Origin of the sequence: Klebsiella oxytoca, assembly GCF_009707385.1 — a bacterium.
Taxonomy (GTDB): domain Bacteria; phylum Pseudomonadota; class Gammaproteobacteria; order Enterobacterales; family Enterobacteriaceae; genus Klebsiella; species Klebsiella oxytoca_C.
In genome coordinates, this window is record NZ_CP046115.1 from 3,183,088 (window position 1) to 3,199,060 (window position 15,973).

The following is a 15,973-nucleotide window of genomic DNA, read 5'->3' on the forward strand; positions in this document are numbered from 1 at the left end:
GGCGCTCCTTAGCGGTCTTTCGGGTCGAGGGCATCACGCAGGCCATCGCCGATAAAGTTAAAACAAAACAGCGTTACCACCAGGAAACCGGCAGGGAATAACAGCAGCCACGGCGATACTTCCATCGAGTTCGCGCCATCGCTGAGTAGCGCCCCCCAGCTGCTTAACGGCTCCTGAGTACCCAGGCCGAGGAAGCTTAAGAAAGACTCGAACAGAATCATGCTCGGGACCAGCAGTGAGGCGTACACTACAACCACTCCAAGCACGTTAGGTACGATATGGCGGATCACGATATTGCCCGTTGAAACGCCACCGACCTGTGCGGCTTCAATAAATTCCTTACGTTTCAGGCTCAGAGTCTGACCGCGAACGATACGCGCCATGTCCAGCCAGGAGACCATCCCAATCGCGACAAAAATTAACAAGATGTTCTGGCCAAAGAAGGTTACCAGCAGAATGACGAAGAACATGAAGGGAAACGAGTTGAGGATTTCCAGCAGACGCATCATCACCGAATCCACTTTGCCGCCGAGATAACCAGAAAGCGAGCCGTACAGCGTCCCCAGCACCACCGCCACCAGCGCAGCAGCTACGCCGACCATTAATGAGATACGCCCGCCAATGGCCACACGCACCAGCAGGTCACGTCCTGAAGAATCGGTACCAAAGTAATGCGCGGACTCCATATCAGGCGCGCTGGACATCATGCCCCAATCGGTATCGTAATAGGAGAACTGCGAAACCATCGGCGCGATGGTGACAAACAGCGCAATGATCACCAGCACTATCAGGCTGGCAACCGCGGCGCGGTTATGCATAAAGCGGCGGCGGGCATCCTGCCAAAGACTGCGTCCCTCGACTTCCAGTTTTTCACTGAAGTTTTCCAGCGCCTCGTTGTTTTTCTTACTTAACATCATGGCGAGCCCCAGCGTCAGTAACGGATCTTCGGATCGATAACGGCATACAGCACGTCAACAATCGCGTTAAACAGAATGGTCAATGCGCCAACCAGAATGGTCAGACTGAGTACCAGCGAGTAATCACGGTTCAGCGCGCCGTTGACGAACAGTTGACCAATTCCCGGCAGGCCGTAAATGGTTTCGATAACCATCGAGCCGGTAATAATGCCGACAAAAGCGGGTCCCATATAGGACAGCACCGGCAACAGCGCGGGTTTTAAAGCGTGGCGCAGAATGATGCGGCGCATCGGCAAGCCTTTTGCGCGTGCTGTGCGAATGAAGTTGGAGTGCAGGACTTCAATCATGGAGCCGCGGGTAATACGCGCGATGCTGGCGATGTAGGCCAGCGACAGAGCTACCATCGGCAAAATCATATACTGCAGCGCCCCGCCGTTCCATCCTCCGCCCGGTAGCCAGTGCAGCGTGATTGCAAAAATCATGACCAGCAAAGGTGCGACGACGAAACTGGGTATGACAACCCCGGTCATTGCCACCCCCATCACCACGAAGTCCCATTTAGTGTTTTGCTTCAATGCCGCAATAACGCCGGCGGTCACGCCGAGTACCACGGCCAGAAAAAACGCCGCCATGCCTAATTTGGCAGATACCGGGAAACTTGAGGCCACCAGATCGTTAACTGAATAGTCTTTATACTTAAAGGAAGGACCGAAATCACCGTGCGCCAGCTGCTTCAGATAATTGAAGTACTGGGTCATGATAGGGTCGTTTAAATGGTATTTTGCTTCAATATTCGCCATCACTTCCGGCGGCAGCGTACGCTCGCCGGTAAAAGGGCTACCAGGCGCAAGACGCATCATAAAGAAGGAGATGGTAATTAGAATAAATAGCGTCGGAATCGCTTCCAGACAGCGACGAAAGATAAATTTTAACATTGCCCGTACCTTCTGGCGTGTGCCTTCAATAGTGCGATGAAATAGACACCGTGAGGCAGGCGATAATGCCTGCCCCACGTATTGCCATTAGTGCTTCACAATGTACATGTTTCTTGTGTAGGTATTATCCAGCGGATCTTTGCCGGTATATCCACCTACCCACGGCTTAACCAGACGGGCGTTAACATAATAGAAGACCGGAACGATGACCGAGTCTTTATCCAGCTGCTGCTCAGATTGGGCATACAGGTCTGCACGTTTCGCTTCGTCGCTGGTTTTCAGCGTTTCAGCAATGATTTTATCAAATGCCGGGCTCTTATAATGCGAGGTATTGTTTGAGCTACCGCTCAGCATGGTGTTAAGGAAGGAGGTCGGTTCATTGTAGTCGGCACACCAACCTGCGCGCGCGACATCAAAGGTACCCTGATGGCGATTATCCAGGAAGGTTTTCCATTCCTGATTTTCCAGCTTCACGTTTGCGCCCAGGTTTTTCTTCCAGATAGACGCCACGGCGATGGCCAGTTTTTTATGTAAATCGGAGGTGTTATAGAGCAGATTGAAGGTCAGCGGCTTATCAGCTGTATACCCCGCTTCGGTCAGCAGCTTTTTCGCTTCTTCATTACGTTTTTCCTGTGACCACTTAAACCACTCAGGCTCAATCAGTTTCATGCCATCGGTATATGGTGGAGTGTAGCTGTAGGCCGGCAGGTCACCCTGATTTTTCACTTTATTAACGATAATATCGCGGTCCAGGGCCATCTTCAGTGCAGTACGCACGCGAACGTCGGTAAACGGTGCTTTTTGGTTATTGATTTCGTAGTAATAGGTGCACAGATACGGATCGACGTGAACTTCCTGCGGGATCTCTTTTTTCAGTTTTTGGAACAGTTCAATCGGCATATTGTTATAGGTCATATCGATTTCACCGCTGCGGTAGCGGTTGACGTCAGTGACTTCAGAAGAAATCGGCAGATAGGTGACCTGATTAATTACGGTTTTAGCGTTATCCCAATAGTTAGTATTACGTTCCAGTACAATGCGCTCGTTGACGACCCAATCTTTTAGTTTATACGCACCGTTGTTGACGATATTCGCGGGCTGAGTCCACTTCTCACCAAATTTTTCAATAGCGGATTTAGGAACCGGAGAAACCGATGGATGAACGAGGAGTTTATAGAAATATGGCACCGGCTCGCTGAGAGTAACTTCAAAAGTATGATCGTCCAGCGCTTTTACGCCCAGGTCCGTTGCTGGTTTTTTACCGCTGATGATGTCGTCAACGTTGGCGAGATGACCATACTGCAGATAGCTCGCATAGGGAGAAGCGGTTTTCGGATCCGCCAGACGTTGCCAGCTATAAACAAAATCTTGTGCCGTGACCGGCGTACCATCGGACCACTTTGCATCTTTACGCAGATGGAAAGTCCAGACTTTAAAATCTTTGTTGTCCCACTTTTCAGCAACGCCCGCTACCGGATGGCCGTCAAGGTCGCTCACCAGCAGCCCTTCAAATAAATCACGACTGATATTGGATTCTGGCACGCCTTCAATTTTATGCGGGTCAAGCGACTGAACTTCTGAGCCATTGTTACGAACTAACGTTTGTTTATCCGCTAGCTGTACCCCTGCTGGTACATCTGCCGCCACGGCGGTATTAATAGTCATTAGCGCAGAAATGACTCCTGCAGCTACCAGGCTTTTTTTCGTGATGATGGTCATGTGTTTGTTACTCCAATCATTATAATTACTGGCTATTTAACCAGCCTGTTTCTCTTTTCTGGATTCTGCACAGGGCAGGAGTTTATGCCGCTGCCAGAGAGTACTGCTTGCTATCACCGACTTATTTATTACGACCGCTCAGACGGCAGCCTTGACGTCGATTCTTCCCCCCTGTCCGGAGGCGATATTAAATTGCGAAGAGCTATTTAATAAAAATTCTCATTTGCCTGTTTATACGGCTTAAGATAACGCCGGAAAGTACCAAAACGCTTTATTATCCGCCAATGCAATTTGCAAATATGTTACCGGTTTCTCTTTTGTGGCCTTCAAATTGATGAGGATTTGTCCCCTCCCCGTCAACCGTAAACGATTAAAATCTTTTTTATCATATAGATACATCAGTTCTCTCCCGTCAGGAGCCAGACAATGCTGAAGCGGTGCTTTTTTGTACGAAAAATTAACAATTGACTATTATTTAGCACATTCATCTGCTTCACTGGAGAAATTACTAATATCATTTCGATTATCTGACGGCAAGCGCCAGAGAATGATGTGAAGAAAATAACAGTCATTAAGATGGGCAAAAAGCGCAGGACATCGCGAAGAGAAATCATAACAATCTGATAATAAAGGGAAATACCATAATATTGAAAAATATTATCACTGGCGGATACATCATTTTTATTAATAGGTTTTGCTGATAATGAGCAAACGCGGAACAGGCTGTCCCGCGCGCGGAGCAGAGTTTAATTCACCAGACCCGGAAAAAGCGCCTTTATCCCGGTAACAATAAACTCAATACCAAGAGCCATCAGCAGCAGCCCCATAATACGAGTGATTACGTTAATACCCGTTTGCCCAAGCAGGCGAACCAGCCAGGGGGCCATACGGAAAATTCCCCAACAGCACAGAGCGAAAAGAGCAATGGCAACGGCAAACCCTAAAAAATGAGCGACGCTATGATATCGGGTTCCCCAGACAATGGTTGAACTAATGGCGCCAGGCCCCGCCATCAGAGGCAGCGCCAGGGGCACAACGCCAATACTCTCGCGGATTGCCGTTTCTGATTTTTCCTGCTTGTTCTGTTTATCTTCACCAAGCTTGCCGCTAATCATCGACATGGCAATAGTGACAACCAGAATTCCGCCAGCAATTCGGAAAGAATCGATAGAGATACCAAAGATCTGCAAAATGCCGTCACCTAAAAACAGAGACGTTAGCAGGATAATGGCGACTGACAGGTTAGCCGTCAGATTGGTTTTGTTGCGCACCGCCGCCGTTTGATAGCTGGTCATACTAATAAAGACAGGAATAATACCGACGGGGTTTACCAGTGCGAACAAGCCAATGAAAAATTTGAAATAAGCTGAAAAATCAAACAACGATTGAGTCACTATGCGCTCCGCGGCTTCATTAAAAACGGCTGTTGACAGCTACCAGCATAAAATATCCGCGAGAAGATACGCTGTTTGATAGCATAATTCATCTCTATTCATGTTTGGGTTCATAATAAGCGCTGGATGTTATTTATTTGTTTCCTTAATGCTATTTAGTCATTTAATTAGCATACCGAATCATTACACTTTATCAAAGAGGTCAAAAAATGACCTGCTGAAAGGTATCAGCTTCGACGATTATTGATTTAGATCACATAAATTGTACTCAGAAGTGAGTAACCTTGTTTACACACAACGGGGAGGAAAAACAGCGGTACCTGAACGAAAAAATAAAAGCTTTTTTAGTCAATCGGTGAAGTCAGAAGCACAAAATTCTTTACGTTAACATTTACATGCAAGCCGTTAACACACTGTCTATACTGTCGAATCGAGCTACTGATTCACTAAAAAAGTTTAACATTATCAGGAGAGCATTATGGCTGTTACTAATGTCGCTGAACTTAACGCACTCGTAGAGCGCGTAAAAAAAGCCCAGCGTGAATATGCCAGTTTCACTCAAGAACAAGTTGATAAAATCTTCCGCGCCGCCGCTCTGGCCGCCGCAGATGCTCGAATCCCTCTCGCAAAGATGGCCGTTGCCGAATCCGGCATGGGTATCGTCGAAGATAAAGTGATCAAAAACCACTTTGCTTCTGAATACATCTATAACGCTTATAAAGATGAAAAGACCTGTGGCGTCCTGTCTGAAGACGACACCTTCGGTACCATTACTATCGCTGAACCGATTGGTATTATTTGCGGTATCGTGCCAACAACTAACCCGACTTCAACCGCTATCTTTAAGTCTCTGATTAGCCTGAAGACCCGTAACGCTATCATCTTCTCTCCGCATCCGCGTGCTAAAGATGCGACCAATAAAGCTGCAGATATCGTACTGCAGGCCGCAATCGCTGCCGGTGCGCCGAAAGATCTGATTGGCTGGATTGACCAGCCTTCTGTAGAACTGTCAAATGCGCTGATGCATCACCCGGATATCAACCTGATCCTTGCGACCGGCGGTCCGGGCATGGTTAAAGCAGCATACAGCTCCGGTAAACCAGCCATCGGCGTAGGTGCAGGTAACACCCCGGTTGTTATCGACGAAACCGCTGATATCAAACGTGCCGTTGCTTCCGTGCTGATGTCTAAAACCTTCGATAACGGCGTAATTTGTGCTTCTGAGCAGTCCGTTGTGGTTGTTGACTCAGTATACGACGCCGTTCGCGAACGTTTCGCAAGCCACGGCGGCTACCTGCTGCAGGGCAAAGAGCTGAAAGCGGTTCAGGATATCATTCTGAAAAACGGTGCCCTGAACGCGGCTATCGTTGGTCAACCGGCGTATAAAATCGCTGAGCTGGCTGGCTTCACCGTACCCGTCTCCACCAAGATTCTGATTGGTGAAGTGACTGACGTTGATGAAAGCGAACCGTTCGCACACGAAAAACTGTCTCCGACGCTGGCGATGTATCGCGCGAAGAATTTCGAAGACGCTGTTGATAAAGCTGAAAAACTGGTTGCTATGGGCGGTATCGGCCATACCTCCTGCCTGTATACCGACCAGGATAACCAGCCAGAGCGCGTTGCTTACTTCGGTCAACTGATGAAAACCGCGCGTATCCTGATCAACACCCCTGCTTCTCAGGGTGGTATCGGTGACCTGTATAACTTCAAACTCGCACCTTCCCTGACTCTGGGTTGTGGTTCATGGGGTGGTAACTCCATCTCGGAAAACGTTGGTCCTAAGCACCTGATCAACAAGAAAACCGTTGCTAAGCGAGCTGAAAACATGTTGTGGCACAAACTTCCGAAATCTATCTACTTCCGTCGTGGCTCACTGCCAATCGCACTGGATGAAGTGATTACTGATGGTCACAAACGCGCGCTGATCGTGACTGACCGCTTCCTGTTCAACAACGGCTATGCAGACCAGATCACCTCTGTGCTGAAAGCTGCTGGCGTAGAAACTGAAGTTTTCTTTGAAGTAGAAGCTGACCCGACTCTGACCATCGTGCGTAAAGGCGCTGAGCTGGCCAACTCTTTCAAACCAGACGTGATTATCGCGCTGGGCGGCGGCTCCCCGATGGATGCTGCAAAAATTATGTGGGTGATGTATGAGCATCCGGAAACCCACTTCGAAGAACTGGCGCTGCGCTTTATGGATATCCGTAAACGTATCTACAAGTTCCCGAAAATGGGCGTTAAAGCCAAAATGGTGGCAATCACCACGACTTCCGGTACTGGCTCTGAAGTTACGCCATTCGCGGTTGTTACCGATGATGCAACTGGTCAGAAATACCCGCTGGCTGACTACGCGCTGACCCCGGACATGGCGATTGTTGACGCTAACCTGGTCATGGAAATGCCGAAGTCACTGTGCGCTTTTGGTGGTCTTGATGCGGTGACGCATGCTCTGGAAGCTTACGTTTCCGTCCTGGCTTCCGAGTTTTCTGACGGTCAGGCTCTGCAGGCGCTGAAACTGCTGAAAGAAAACCTGCCGGCGTCCTACCATGAAGGTTCTAAAAACCCGGTAGCGCGTGAGCGTGTACACAGTGCCGCAACTATCGCCGGTATCGCGTTTGCAAACGCCTTCCTCGGCGTATGTCACTCAATGGCGCACAAACTGGGTTCTCAGTTCCACATTCCTCACGGTCTGGCGAACGCCCTGTTGATCAGCAACGTTATTCGCTATAACGCCAACGACAACCCGACCAAGCAGACAGCATTCAGCCAGTACGACCGCCCGCAGGCCCGTCGTCGCTACGCTGAGATCGCTGACCATCTGGGTCTGACTGCTCCTGGCGACCGTACCGCAGCTAAAATTGAAAAACTGCTTGGCTGGCTGGACGAAATTAAAGCTGAACTGGGTATTCCTAAGTCTATCCGCGAAGCTGGCGTGCAGGAAGCTGACTTCCTGGCCCATGTAGATAAACTGTCTGAAGATGCATTCGATGACCAGTGCACCGGCGCTAACCCGCGCTACCCGCTGATTGCCGAACTGAAGCAGATTCTGCTGGATACCTACTACGGACGTAACTACGTTGAAGGCGCTGTGGAAGAGAAAAAAGACGCAGCCCCGGTTAAAGCTGAGAAAAAAGCGAAAAAATCCGCGTAATCTGCTCTTAACTAACACCGTTACAATGAGCCCCATCTTTTGATGGGGCTTTTTTATATCTGTCGCTCAGCGGCCTAAAAATCACCTCAGGCGGACGAAATGTGTAATCAATGGGGAAGAGACGGTGACCAGGAAAAAAGGCGCGGTAGAGCGCCTGGGAAGATTTAACGGGAGGTATTAGCAGGAGCGCTGTTTGTTCTGCACAAAGGCCAGTGAACCTTCGCTTAACGCCTCTTTATAATGCTTACGACACACGGAAACATAACGTTCATTACCGCCAATCACTACCTGTTCACCCTCATTGTAAGGGCGCCCCTCCTGATCGAGACGCAGCACCATACTTGCCTTACGGCCGCAAAAACAGATAGTCTTTAATTCAACCAGCTTATCGGACCATGCGAGCAAATATTGACTGCCGGTAAAAAGTTCGCCGCGAAAATCTGTACGCAGACCGTAACACAACACGGGAATATCAAGCTGGTCCACAACCTCAGACAGCTCACGCACCTGTTCACGAGTTAAAAATTGGCTCTCATCAACTAACACGCAGTGAATTGGTTGGCGCTTATGTTCATCGGCAATGTCAGTAAATAACGCAGTTTGGGTATTATATAACCGGGCAGGCGAAGAGAGGCCAATCCTTGAGCTCACTTTCCCCGAACCAAAGCGATCGTCGATCTCTGCGGTATAAACCACGGTACGCATCCCTCGCTCCTGGTAATTGTATGAAGACTGTAACAGAGCGGTAGACTTGCCTGCATTCATTGCTGAATAGTAGAAATAAAGTTGTGCCATCGGCCGCGTAACCCCAATCAATGTGTTTTTTCGCGGTAAAATTGTATCATATATTCTCCTGCTATCAGCCTTCTCGGTATGGGTATTGCGAAGAATGTTCAGGCTGTGGATACCTGAAAGATTAAGAATCTTAATACAATCACAATGCCTGCTATTCGTACGACCAAAGCGGAGCTTTCTTACATCAGTATTGTCCTTTTGTGCCTACCTGGCATTTTTCTGATAGCTATAACCACTGCGGACAAGTGTTTTATATTAAACATCATCATGACCATTGTGCTAATACCGACAATCATATTTATCCATGCAAAGTATAATTTTTCTCAGCACGCATCGGAAAAAGCATACTATCTCAGGGTTTTAGCTTATGTCGCTCACCTCCGTATAAGCGAGAAAGATGTGAACCCGCACATAAAATTTAAGTTAAATGAATTAATTCCCGAGACAAATAACAAGTTATTTTGACTTCCTTACATTCTCCCCTATTGCACATCTGAATTTATCGCTCTATTATTAGTCCAACAAACCACCCCACAATATAAGTTTGAGATTACTACAATGAGCGAAGCACTTAAAATTTTGAACAACATCCGTACTCTTCGTGCGCAGGCAAGAGAATGCACCCTTGAAACGCTCGAAGAAATGCTGGAAAAATTAGAAGTTGTGGTTAACGAACGTCGTGAAGAAGAAAGCGCTGCTGCTGCAGAAATTGAAGAACGTACTCGTAAACTGCAGCAATACCGTGAAATGCTGATTGCTGACGGTATCGATCCGAATGAACTGCTGAGCACCATGGCGGCAGTTAAAGCAGGAACTAAAACCAAGCGCGCTGCACGTCCGGCTAAATACAGCTACGTTGACGAAAACGGCGAAACTAAAACCTGGACTGGTCAGGGCCGTACTCCGGCAGTGATCAAGAAAGCGATGGATGAGCAGGGTAAATCTCTGGACGATTTCCTGCTGTAATAAGCTATCGTATCCGTTTAAAAATCCCGCTTCGGCGGGATTTTTTTTATCTGTTAATCGACTCCGCACCGTACAGGCATAAAAAAGCCGGGAAACGAATTTCGCCCCCGGCCTTTCACTGCGTAGCGGATGATTACTTCGCTACGGCTTTTTCCAGCCAGTCTTTAAATTCTGCGCCCAACGATTTATGACGTACGCCATATTCAACAAAAGCCTGCATATAGCCCAGCTTATTGCCGCAGTCATGGCTTTTACCTTTCATATGATAGGCTTCAACCGTTTCTTTTTCGATCAGCATATCAATGGCATCGGTCAGCTGAATTTCATCACCAGCTCCCGGAGGCGTTTTTGCCAGCAGCGGCCAAATATCCGCGCTCAGCACATAACGACCGACAACCGCCAGATTAGATGGTGCAACGTCCGCCTTCGGTTTCTCAACCACGCCAACCATCGGCACGCTCTCACCCGGCAGCAGAGGCTGCCCCTTACAATCGACAACGCCGTACGCGGTCACATCTTCGACCGGTTCAACCATTATCTGGCTCGCGCCGGTCTCATCGAAGCGAGCGATCATTTCCGCCAGGTTATCGCGGGACAGATCGGATTCATATTCATCCAGAATGACGTCCGGTAAAATAACCGCCACCGGCTCATCACCAACAACCGGGTGAGCGCAAAGCACAGCGTGGCCAAGACCTTTAGCCAGCCCCTGACGCACTTGCATAATAGTGACGTGTGGCGGACAAATAGATTGAACTTCTTCCAGAAGCTGGCGTTTAACACGTTTTTCCAGCATTGCTTCCAGTTCAAAACTGGTATCGAAATGGTTTTCAATAGAATTTTTTGAAGAGTGCGTAACCAGCACAATTTCAGTAATCCCGGCAGCGATACATTCGTTAACAACGTATTGAATTAATGGCTTATCAACCAGCGGCAACATTTCTTTCGGAATAGCCTTAGTAGCGGGCAACATCCTAGTGCCTAATCCCGCAACCGGGATGACAGCTTTTCTTACTTTAGAATTAAGCGCAGCCATTGAAATCTCCTGGACTGTTCGTTTTTTAAACTTCTCGTTAATAATATAGTTTCGAGTATATCAGCCTGCTCAGTCAAACCTGTTCCGAAAAGGATTGGATATCTTCGAATTAGGAATTTTACGCATTAAACCCCAGGATAGTATCACCACAAAAGATCGCGTGGTAATCCCGCGTGCATAAAAATAAGAATAATCGTTCATTCCGCAGACAACATAAGGCGTAAACGTCCACCAGCCCCCCAAATTTGGCACTGCCATGATGAACAGCGTTGACTTATTTGGTTGAGATATGCATTACCTAATGTCCCTAGCGGAACGCCATTACTAATCTGAATTTGGTGTTCTCCCGTATTCAGCGTGCCGTTCAAACCCGCAGAGACTAAAATTAAATTTTTCAAGCCACTATGGTAATAGCCGACCAGTAATGGAAATTGCCCAGGCAGGTTAGCCTGACGCAGTAATTGATTGACCTGTTTTAGCAGGCTCCCCATTTCCGGCAATCGTTGTCCCTGATGGGCGAGCTGCTCCTGCAGCAGCCCATTGAACAGCGCGCGCAGCAATAAGGCCGCAAGAACCCCATTATCACCAGCCCGAGTGACGTCCAGGCAATAAAACGCCAAATCATTTTCTGATAGCGGAGCAATATCGAGCACCAGTCCGGGCTTATCGGCCGAGACAAGCTGGCGATAGTGAATGCGACAACGCGACATTTCCTGCTGGACCGGAGGCTGAAGCTCCTGTAGCAGCCTTGACGCCGCCGTCGGATCGCTTACCAGCGCATCCCAGTCCTCAAACAGGCGTTCTTCTTCTTCGACACGCGAGTTGAACATATTGGGATAGAGGCAGGCATAAACCGTTTCTCTCAGCCGATCGAAATCTTTTACCGGTTTAAGCAGGATATCCTGGACCCCAAGACGTAAAGCTTTAGCAATATCCGCCATGTTTTCCGTAGCTGAAATCATCAGAATCGGCAGCTGTTCGCCCTGATTACGTACGTGTTCCACCAGCTCAAGTCCGTTCATTCGCGGCATTGAGATATCGCAAATCATCAAATCGGGTTTTGACTCGGCCATTTTTTGCAGGGCATCCACGCCATCTTCCGCCTGGACGATGGTCGCCCCAAGCGAAGATAACCAGGCATGCATAAGAGAGCGGAAAACGGGTTCGTCTTCAACTATCAGAATCTGTTTTCCCGCCAATGGCTGCGTCATGATCTCTCCCCTGACTGACGATAATTTAATAGTGGCATGCTATTCGCTCTACCGCCTGTCAGAATTAACTTAAGTATGTTAAGTATGCATCAAATGCGCTACACGGAGGTACGCACCAGAGGTAATAGTTCATCCATTCTCTTTTCAACTGCCAGATTTCCGGCGGCTATCGCTTCGCCAGCGCGATGAAAATCCAGAGTGGATATTTGCGGGCAAAAGGGCTGAATCAGAATATCCGGTGGGTCTCCCGCCATACGATTTCGCTTAAGGCGATTCTCCAGAACCTGAATCGAGGTCGACATAATTTCCATAGCGGTTGGCACTCTTGTCGCCCGACGAGCGGTCATGCGCGCCAGACGGGAACGCAAGCGTGAATGCCACGAGAAGTCTTCATCATTCTCCGGACGCGGCATCTCCATCGATAACAAATCCTGCTGCATCAGATGCGCATCGTGCTGCAAATCAACGGCAATGACGATATCAGCACCCATCGCGCGGGCCAGAGACACTGGCACGGGATTAACCACCGCGCCATCCACCAGCCAGTAACCATTATGCATCACCGGTGACATCAGGCCAGGCATACTGCAAGAGGCGCGTATTGCCAGATGCAAATCCCCCTGCGTAAACCAAAGCTCACGACCGGTACTTAAATTTGTTGTCACTGCGGCAAATCGACGCTCACAGCGTTCAATCTCGGTGACAGGCAGCAGTTTGCGATATTGGCTGAACACTCGTTCGCCGCGCAGCAGGCCGCCTCGCTGCCAGGAGAGATCCATTAACTTCAGTACATCCCAGTTACTGAATGAGCATACCCATTTCTCCAGCGCCGGAAGCCGATTGCAGGCGTAGGCCGCCCCCACCAGCGATCCTATGGAGCATCCTGCGATGACATCAACCTCAATGCCCGCTCGCTGTAACGCATTAATCACGCCGATATGGGACCACCCGCGGGCGGCTCCAGCTCCTAACGCCAGACCGATTTTGAGCTTTCTCATTATTACCGAAACATATCCTTCCACTCCGGGCATGGCGTCATCGTCATACCTCAGTTAACATATTGCGCTCTGGCGGCGTAGGGCCGTCTTTCTTTTTCCCATGGAGGCCGTTTTGTCACCATTATGCCCCTGTGGCAGCGCTCTGGATTATAGCTCATGTTGTCAGCGTTATCTGACGGGTGCGCAGCTGGCACCGGACCCTTCACAGCTGATGCGCTCCCGCTATAGCGCATTTGTTATGCAGGACGCCGACTATCTGATTAAAACCTGGCACCCATCCTGTCAGGCGCAGCGGTTTCGCGCAGACCTTGAAAACGGTTTTATTCGCACTCAATGGCATGGTCTTACCGTCTTCGCCGCCGATAAGGGCAAGAACCCTGATGAAGGCTTCGTCAGTTTTATCGCTCGTTACGCTGACGATAACCGCTCCGGGGCCATTATTGAACGATCCAGATTCTTAAAAGAAAACGGACAGTGGTATTATATTGACGGCACGCGACCGCTAATCGGTCGTAACGATCCCTGCCCTTGCGGTTCAGGTAAAAAATTTAAAAAATGCTGCGGCCAGTAAGCCAGCAGCAGGAATAGCAAACACTACAGGATTTTCCCCGCGATGCACTCACTACAACGAAAAGTACTACGCACCATTTGCCCTGATCAGAAAGGCCTCATCGCGCGTATCACTAATATCTGCTACAAGCATGAACTGAATATCGTGCAAAACAATGAGTTTGTTGACCATCGGACCGGCCGTTTCTTTATGCGCACCGAGCTTGAGGGTATTTTTAATGACTCTGTTCTGCTGGCCGACCTCGACAGCGCGCTGCCGGAGGGTTCAATCCGTGAGCTCAATCCAGCGGGACGCCGCCGGGTAGTCATTCTGGTAACCAAAGAGGCGCACTGCCTCGGCGATCTGCTGATGAAAGCCAACTATGGCGGACTGGATGTAGAAATTGCCGCCGTCATCGGCAATCACGAAACGCTGCGCTCGCTGGTTGAACGTTTTGATATCCCCTTCCAGCTGGTAAGCCATGAGGGTTTAACTCGCGAAGAGCATGATAAACAAATGGGAGACGCTATTGCCGCCCATGAGCCGGATTACGTGGTGCTGGCGAAATATATGCGGGTATTAACCCCTGAGTTTGTTTCTCGCTTCCCGAATAAGATTATTAATATTCACCATTCATTCCTGCCAGCCTTTATCGGCGCGCGCCCGTATCACCAGGCATACGACCGCGGGGTGAAGATTATTGGCGCCACCGCCCACTACGTGAACGATAATCTGGATGAAGGCCCGATTATTATGCAGGACGTTATTCACGTCGATCATACCTATACCGCTGAGGATATGATGCGCGCGGGCCGTGACGTCGAGAAGAATGTCCTGAGCCGCGCGCTGTATCAGGTTCTTGCACAGCGGGTATTTGTTTACGGCAACCGGACGATTATTCTTTAATCGATAATAAAATTAACTGGTTAGCTTTGCATCTTTGCGCATAAAAATCAGGCAACCGGTTTATTTTTATCAAAGGAATACTTTACAGGGGCGTCTCATTTGATATGATGCGCCCCGCTTCCACCAGGAAGCCGGCCTGTACAAAGTATTACCCCGTGGTGGGGTTCCCGAGCGGCCAAAGGGAGCAGACTGTAAATCTGCCGTCATCGACTTCGAAGGTTCGAATCCTTCCCCCACCACCATTTCAGGCTTTACCTATACAATATGAATTACCCCTGGTGGGGTTCCCGAGCGGCCAAAGGGAGCAGACTGTAAATCTGCCGTCATCGACTTCGAAGGTTCGAATCCTTCCCCCACCACCATCGCTTCTCTGTTGCACACTCTTCCATTCAAAGCACACTGCCATATATTCTTCCGGTACAGGGAAGGATGAGAAGCTTCGACTAAGGTTCGATTCGAGCGCCAGCGAGAAAGCGTTGCCGCAGGCAACGACCCGAAGGGTGAGGAGCGAAGCGACGAATAATCCTTCCCCCACCACCATCACTTCCAGAACGCACCGACTCTCACATAGGTACATTGCCTTATATTCTTCCGATGCAGGGAAGGATGAGAAACTTCGACCAAGGTTCGATTCGAGCGCCAGCGAGAAAGCGTTGCCGCAGGCAACGACCCGAAGGGTGAGGAGCGAAGCGACGAATAATCCTTCCCCCACCACCATCACTTCTCTGTTGCACACTCTTCCATTCAAAGCACACTGCCATATATTCTTCCGGTACGGGGAAGGATGAGAAGCTTCGACCAGGTTCGATTCGAGCGCTTTTTTCCCGTATAGCGCCGCGTTTATCGGGGCCACAAAACGGCTCATCCCGAAGCACGGCCCGGCGAAATAACCGCAGCAGACTGCGGGCAGCTTCCCGGCGGCGCACAACTACATCGGCCGCAGCCGACGCTTCACCGGCGAGCTCTTTACGATAGAGGTATTACACTGGGCATGCTCCGCCAGACCGTCCAGCAGGCTATCCAACTGCTCTATCGAACGTACCACCAGCCTGATCACAAAACAGTCCTCTCCGGTCACTTTGTCGCTCTCATTACACTCCGGCATCGCCTGAATGTATTTATCCACTTTATGCAGCAGCCCGGGCAGCGGACGCACGCGCACCAGCGCCTGGAGGGTGTACCCCAGCGCCGCCAGATTCACGCGCGCACCGTACCCCTGAACCACGCCCCGCTCCTCAAGCCTTTTAAGACGCTCCGCCGTACTGGGAGATGTCAGGCCGATACGACCGCTCAGCACCTTCAGCGATACGCGAGCATCCTCCACCAGACAGGCTAAAATTTGTCGGTCGATATCATCGATAAGGTAATCCATCACTTTCACCTAATTTTAAT

At 49.5% G+C, this 15,973-nt stretch carries 13 protein-coding genes, 2 tRNA genes and 2 other RNA genes; 8 read left to right on the forward strand and 9 right to left on the reverse strand.

The window, feature by feature from the left end; all coding sequences use genetic code 11:
* Nucleotides 1–8: 8 nt before the first annotated feature.
* The 4 genes from oppC to GJ746_RS14865 form a co-directional block, all read right to left on the reverse strand.
* Entirely contained in the window at nt 9–917 is a 909-nt protein-coding gene (gene oppC, locus GJ746_RS14850; protein WP_154680901.1) for an oligopeptide ABC transporter permease OppC, read from the reverse strand.
* Nucleotides 918–931: 14 nt separating this feature from the next.
* Entirely contained in the window at nt 932–1,852 is a 921-nt protein-coding gene (gene oppB / locus GJ746_RS14855) for an oligopeptide ABC transporter permease OppB (protein ID WP_154680902.1), read from the reverse strand.
* Nucleotides 1,853–1,939: 87 nt separating this feature from the next.
* Nucleotides 1,940–3,571 (reverse strand): oligopeptide ABC transporter substrate-binding protein OppA, encoded by a 1,632-nt coding sequence (gene oppA / locus GJ746_RS14860; RefSeq protein ID WP_154680903.1) that lies wholly within the window; start codon nt 3,569–3,571, stop codon nt 1,940–1,942.
* A 746-nt stretch (nt 3,572–4,317) separates the two neighbouring features.
* Complete coding sequence (locus GJ746_RS14865; protein WP_154680904.1) at nt 4,318–4,965, reverse strand: YchE family NAAT transporter; 648 nt, start codon at nt 4,963–4,965, stop codon at nt 4,318–4,320.
* 478 nt (nt 4,966–5,443) lie between these two features.
* On the opposite strand from GJ746_RS14865, the gene adhE reads away from it, so the two are divergent.
* Nucleotides 5,444–8,119 (forward strand): bifunctional acetaldehyde-CoA/alcohol dehydrogenase, encoded by a 2,676-nt coding sequence (gene adhE, locus GJ746_RS14870; RefSeq protein ID WP_154680905.1) that lies wholly within the window; start codon nt 5,444–5,446, stop codon nt 8,117–8,119.
* A gap of 177 nt (nt 8,120–8,296) precedes the next feature.
* Here adhE and tdk read toward each other — a convergent pair whose 3' ends face one another.
* On the reverse strand, nt 8,297–8,914 hold the full coding sequence (gene tdk / locus GJ746_RS14875; RefSeq protein WP_154680906.1) for a thymidine kinase: 618 nt from the start codon (nt 8,912–8,914) through the stop codon (nt 8,297–8,299).
* A gap of 558 nt (nt 8,915–9,472) precedes the next feature.
* On the opposite strand from tdk, the gene hns reads away from it, so the two are divergent.
* A complete protein-coding gene (gene hns, locus GJ746_RS14880; protein WP_004121719.1) occupies nt 9,473–9,880 on the forward strand; it encodes a histone-like nucleoid-structuring protein H-NS in 408 nt (135 codons plus the stop codon).
* A 133-nt stretch (nt 9,881–10,013) separates the two neighbouring features.
* On the opposite strand, the gene galU is transcribed toward hns, so the two are convergent.
* From galU to rssA, 3 genes are all read right to left on the reverse strand, one after another.
* A complete protein-coding gene (gene galU, locus GJ746_RS14885; protein ID WP_154680907.1) occupies nt 10,014–10,916 on the reverse strand; it encodes a UTP--glucose-1-phosphate uridylyltransferase GalU in 903 nt (300 codons plus the stop codon).
* Nucleotides 10,917–11,113: 197 nt separating this feature from the next.
* A complete protein-coding gene (rssB, locus tag GJ746_RS14890; RefSeq protein WP_154680908.1) occupies nt 11,114–12,127 on the reverse strand; it encodes a two-component system response regulator RssB in 1,014 nt (337 codons plus the stop codon).
* A 98-nt stretch (nt 12,128–12,225) separates the two neighbouring features.
* Nucleotides 12,226–13,125 (reverse strand): patatin-like phospholipase RssA, encoded by a 900-nt coding sequence (gene rssA / locus GJ746_RS14895; protein WP_154680909.1) that lies wholly within the window; start codon nt 13,123–13,125, stop codon nt 12,226–12,228.
* A gap of 112 nt (nt 13,126–13,237) precedes the next feature.
* Between rssA and GJ746_RS14900 the strand changes: the two genes are divergently transcribed.
* The 6 genes from GJ746_RS14900 (at nt 13,238) to GJ746_RS14925 (ending at nt 15,298) form a co-directional block, all read left to right on the forward strand.
* Entirely contained in the window at nt 13,238–13,696 is a 459-nt protein-coding gene (locus GJ746_RS14900) for a YchJ family protein (protein WP_154680910.1), read from the forward strand.
* Nucleotides 13,697–13,738: 42 nt separating this feature from the next.
* The gene (gene purU, locus GJ746_RS14905; protein WP_004103121.1) at nt 13,739–14,581 is read left to right on the forward strand and encodes a formyltetrahydrofolate deformylase; all 843 of its coding nucleotides are present in this window, start codon (nt 13,739–13,741) and stop codon (nt 14,579–14,581) included.
* Nucleotides 14,582–14,738: 157 nt separating this feature from the next.
* A tRNA-Tyr gene (locus GJ746_RS14910) sits at nt 14,739–14,823 on the forward strand.
* A gap of 35 nt (nt 14,824–14,858) precedes the next feature.
* A tRNA-Tyr gene (locus GJ746_RS14915) sits at nt 14,859–14,943 on the forward strand.
* 46 nt (nt 14,944–14,989) lie between these two features.
* Nucleotides 14,990–15,121: non-coding RNA, RtT sRNA (locus GJ746_RS14920), on the forward strand.
* 45 nt (nt 15,122–15,166) lie between these two features.
* Nucleotides 15,167–15,298: non-coding RNA, RtT sRNA (locus tag GJ746_RS14925), on the forward strand.
* A 211-nt stretch (nt 15,299–15,509) separates the two neighbouring features.
* Here GJ746_RS14925 and GJ746_RS14930 read toward each other — a convergent pair.
* Nucleotides 15,510–15,953, reverse strand: a complete 444-nt coding sequence (locus GJ746_RS14930; protein WP_154680911.1) for an Lrp/AsnC family transcriptional regulator — start codon at nt 15,951–15,953, stop codon at nt 15,510–15,512.
* Nucleotides 15,954–15,973 lie beyond the last annotated feature (20 nt).

Coding starts and splice junctions, on each gene's coding strand:
- oppC (WP_154680901.1), bottom strand. CDS start 917: ATGATGTTAAGTAAGAAAAACAACGAGGCGCTGGAAAACTTCAGTGAA.
- oppB (WP_154680902.1), bottom strand. CDS start 1,852: ATGTTAAAATTTATCTTTCGTCGCTGTCTGGAAGCGATTCCGACGCTA.
- oppA (WP_154680903.1), bottom strand. CDS start 3,571: ATGACCATCATCACGAAAAAAAGCCTGGTAGCTGCAGGAGTCATTTCT.
- adhE (WP_154680905.1), top strand. CDS start 5,444: ATGGCTGTTACTAATGTCGCTGAACTTAACGCACTCGTAGAGCGCGTA.
- tdk (WP_154680906.1), bottom strand. CDS start 8,914: ATGGCACAACTTTATTTCTACTATTCAGCAATGAATGCAGGCAAGTCT.
- hns (WP_004121719.1), top strand. CDS start 9,473: ATGAGCGAAGCACTTAAAATTTTGAACAACATCCGTACTCTTCGTGCG.
- galU (WP_154680907.1), bottom strand. CDS start 10,916: ATGGCTGCGCTTAATTCTAAAGTAAGAAAAGCTGTCATCCCGGTTGCG.
- rssB (WP_154680908.1), bottom strand. CDS start 12,127: ATGACGCAGCCATTGGCGGGAAAACAGATTCTGATAGTTGAAGACGAA.
- rssA (WP_154680909.1), bottom strand. CDS start 13,125: ATGAGAAAGCTCAAAATCGGTCTGGCGTTAGGAGCTGGAGCCGCCCGC.
- purU (WP_004103121.1), top strand. CDS start 13,739: ATGCACTCACTACAACGAAAAGTACTACGCACCATTTGCCCTGATCAG.
- GJ746_RS14930 (WP_154680911.1), bottom strand. CDS start 15,953: ATGGATTACCTTATCGATGATATCGACCGACAAATTTTAGCCTGTCTG.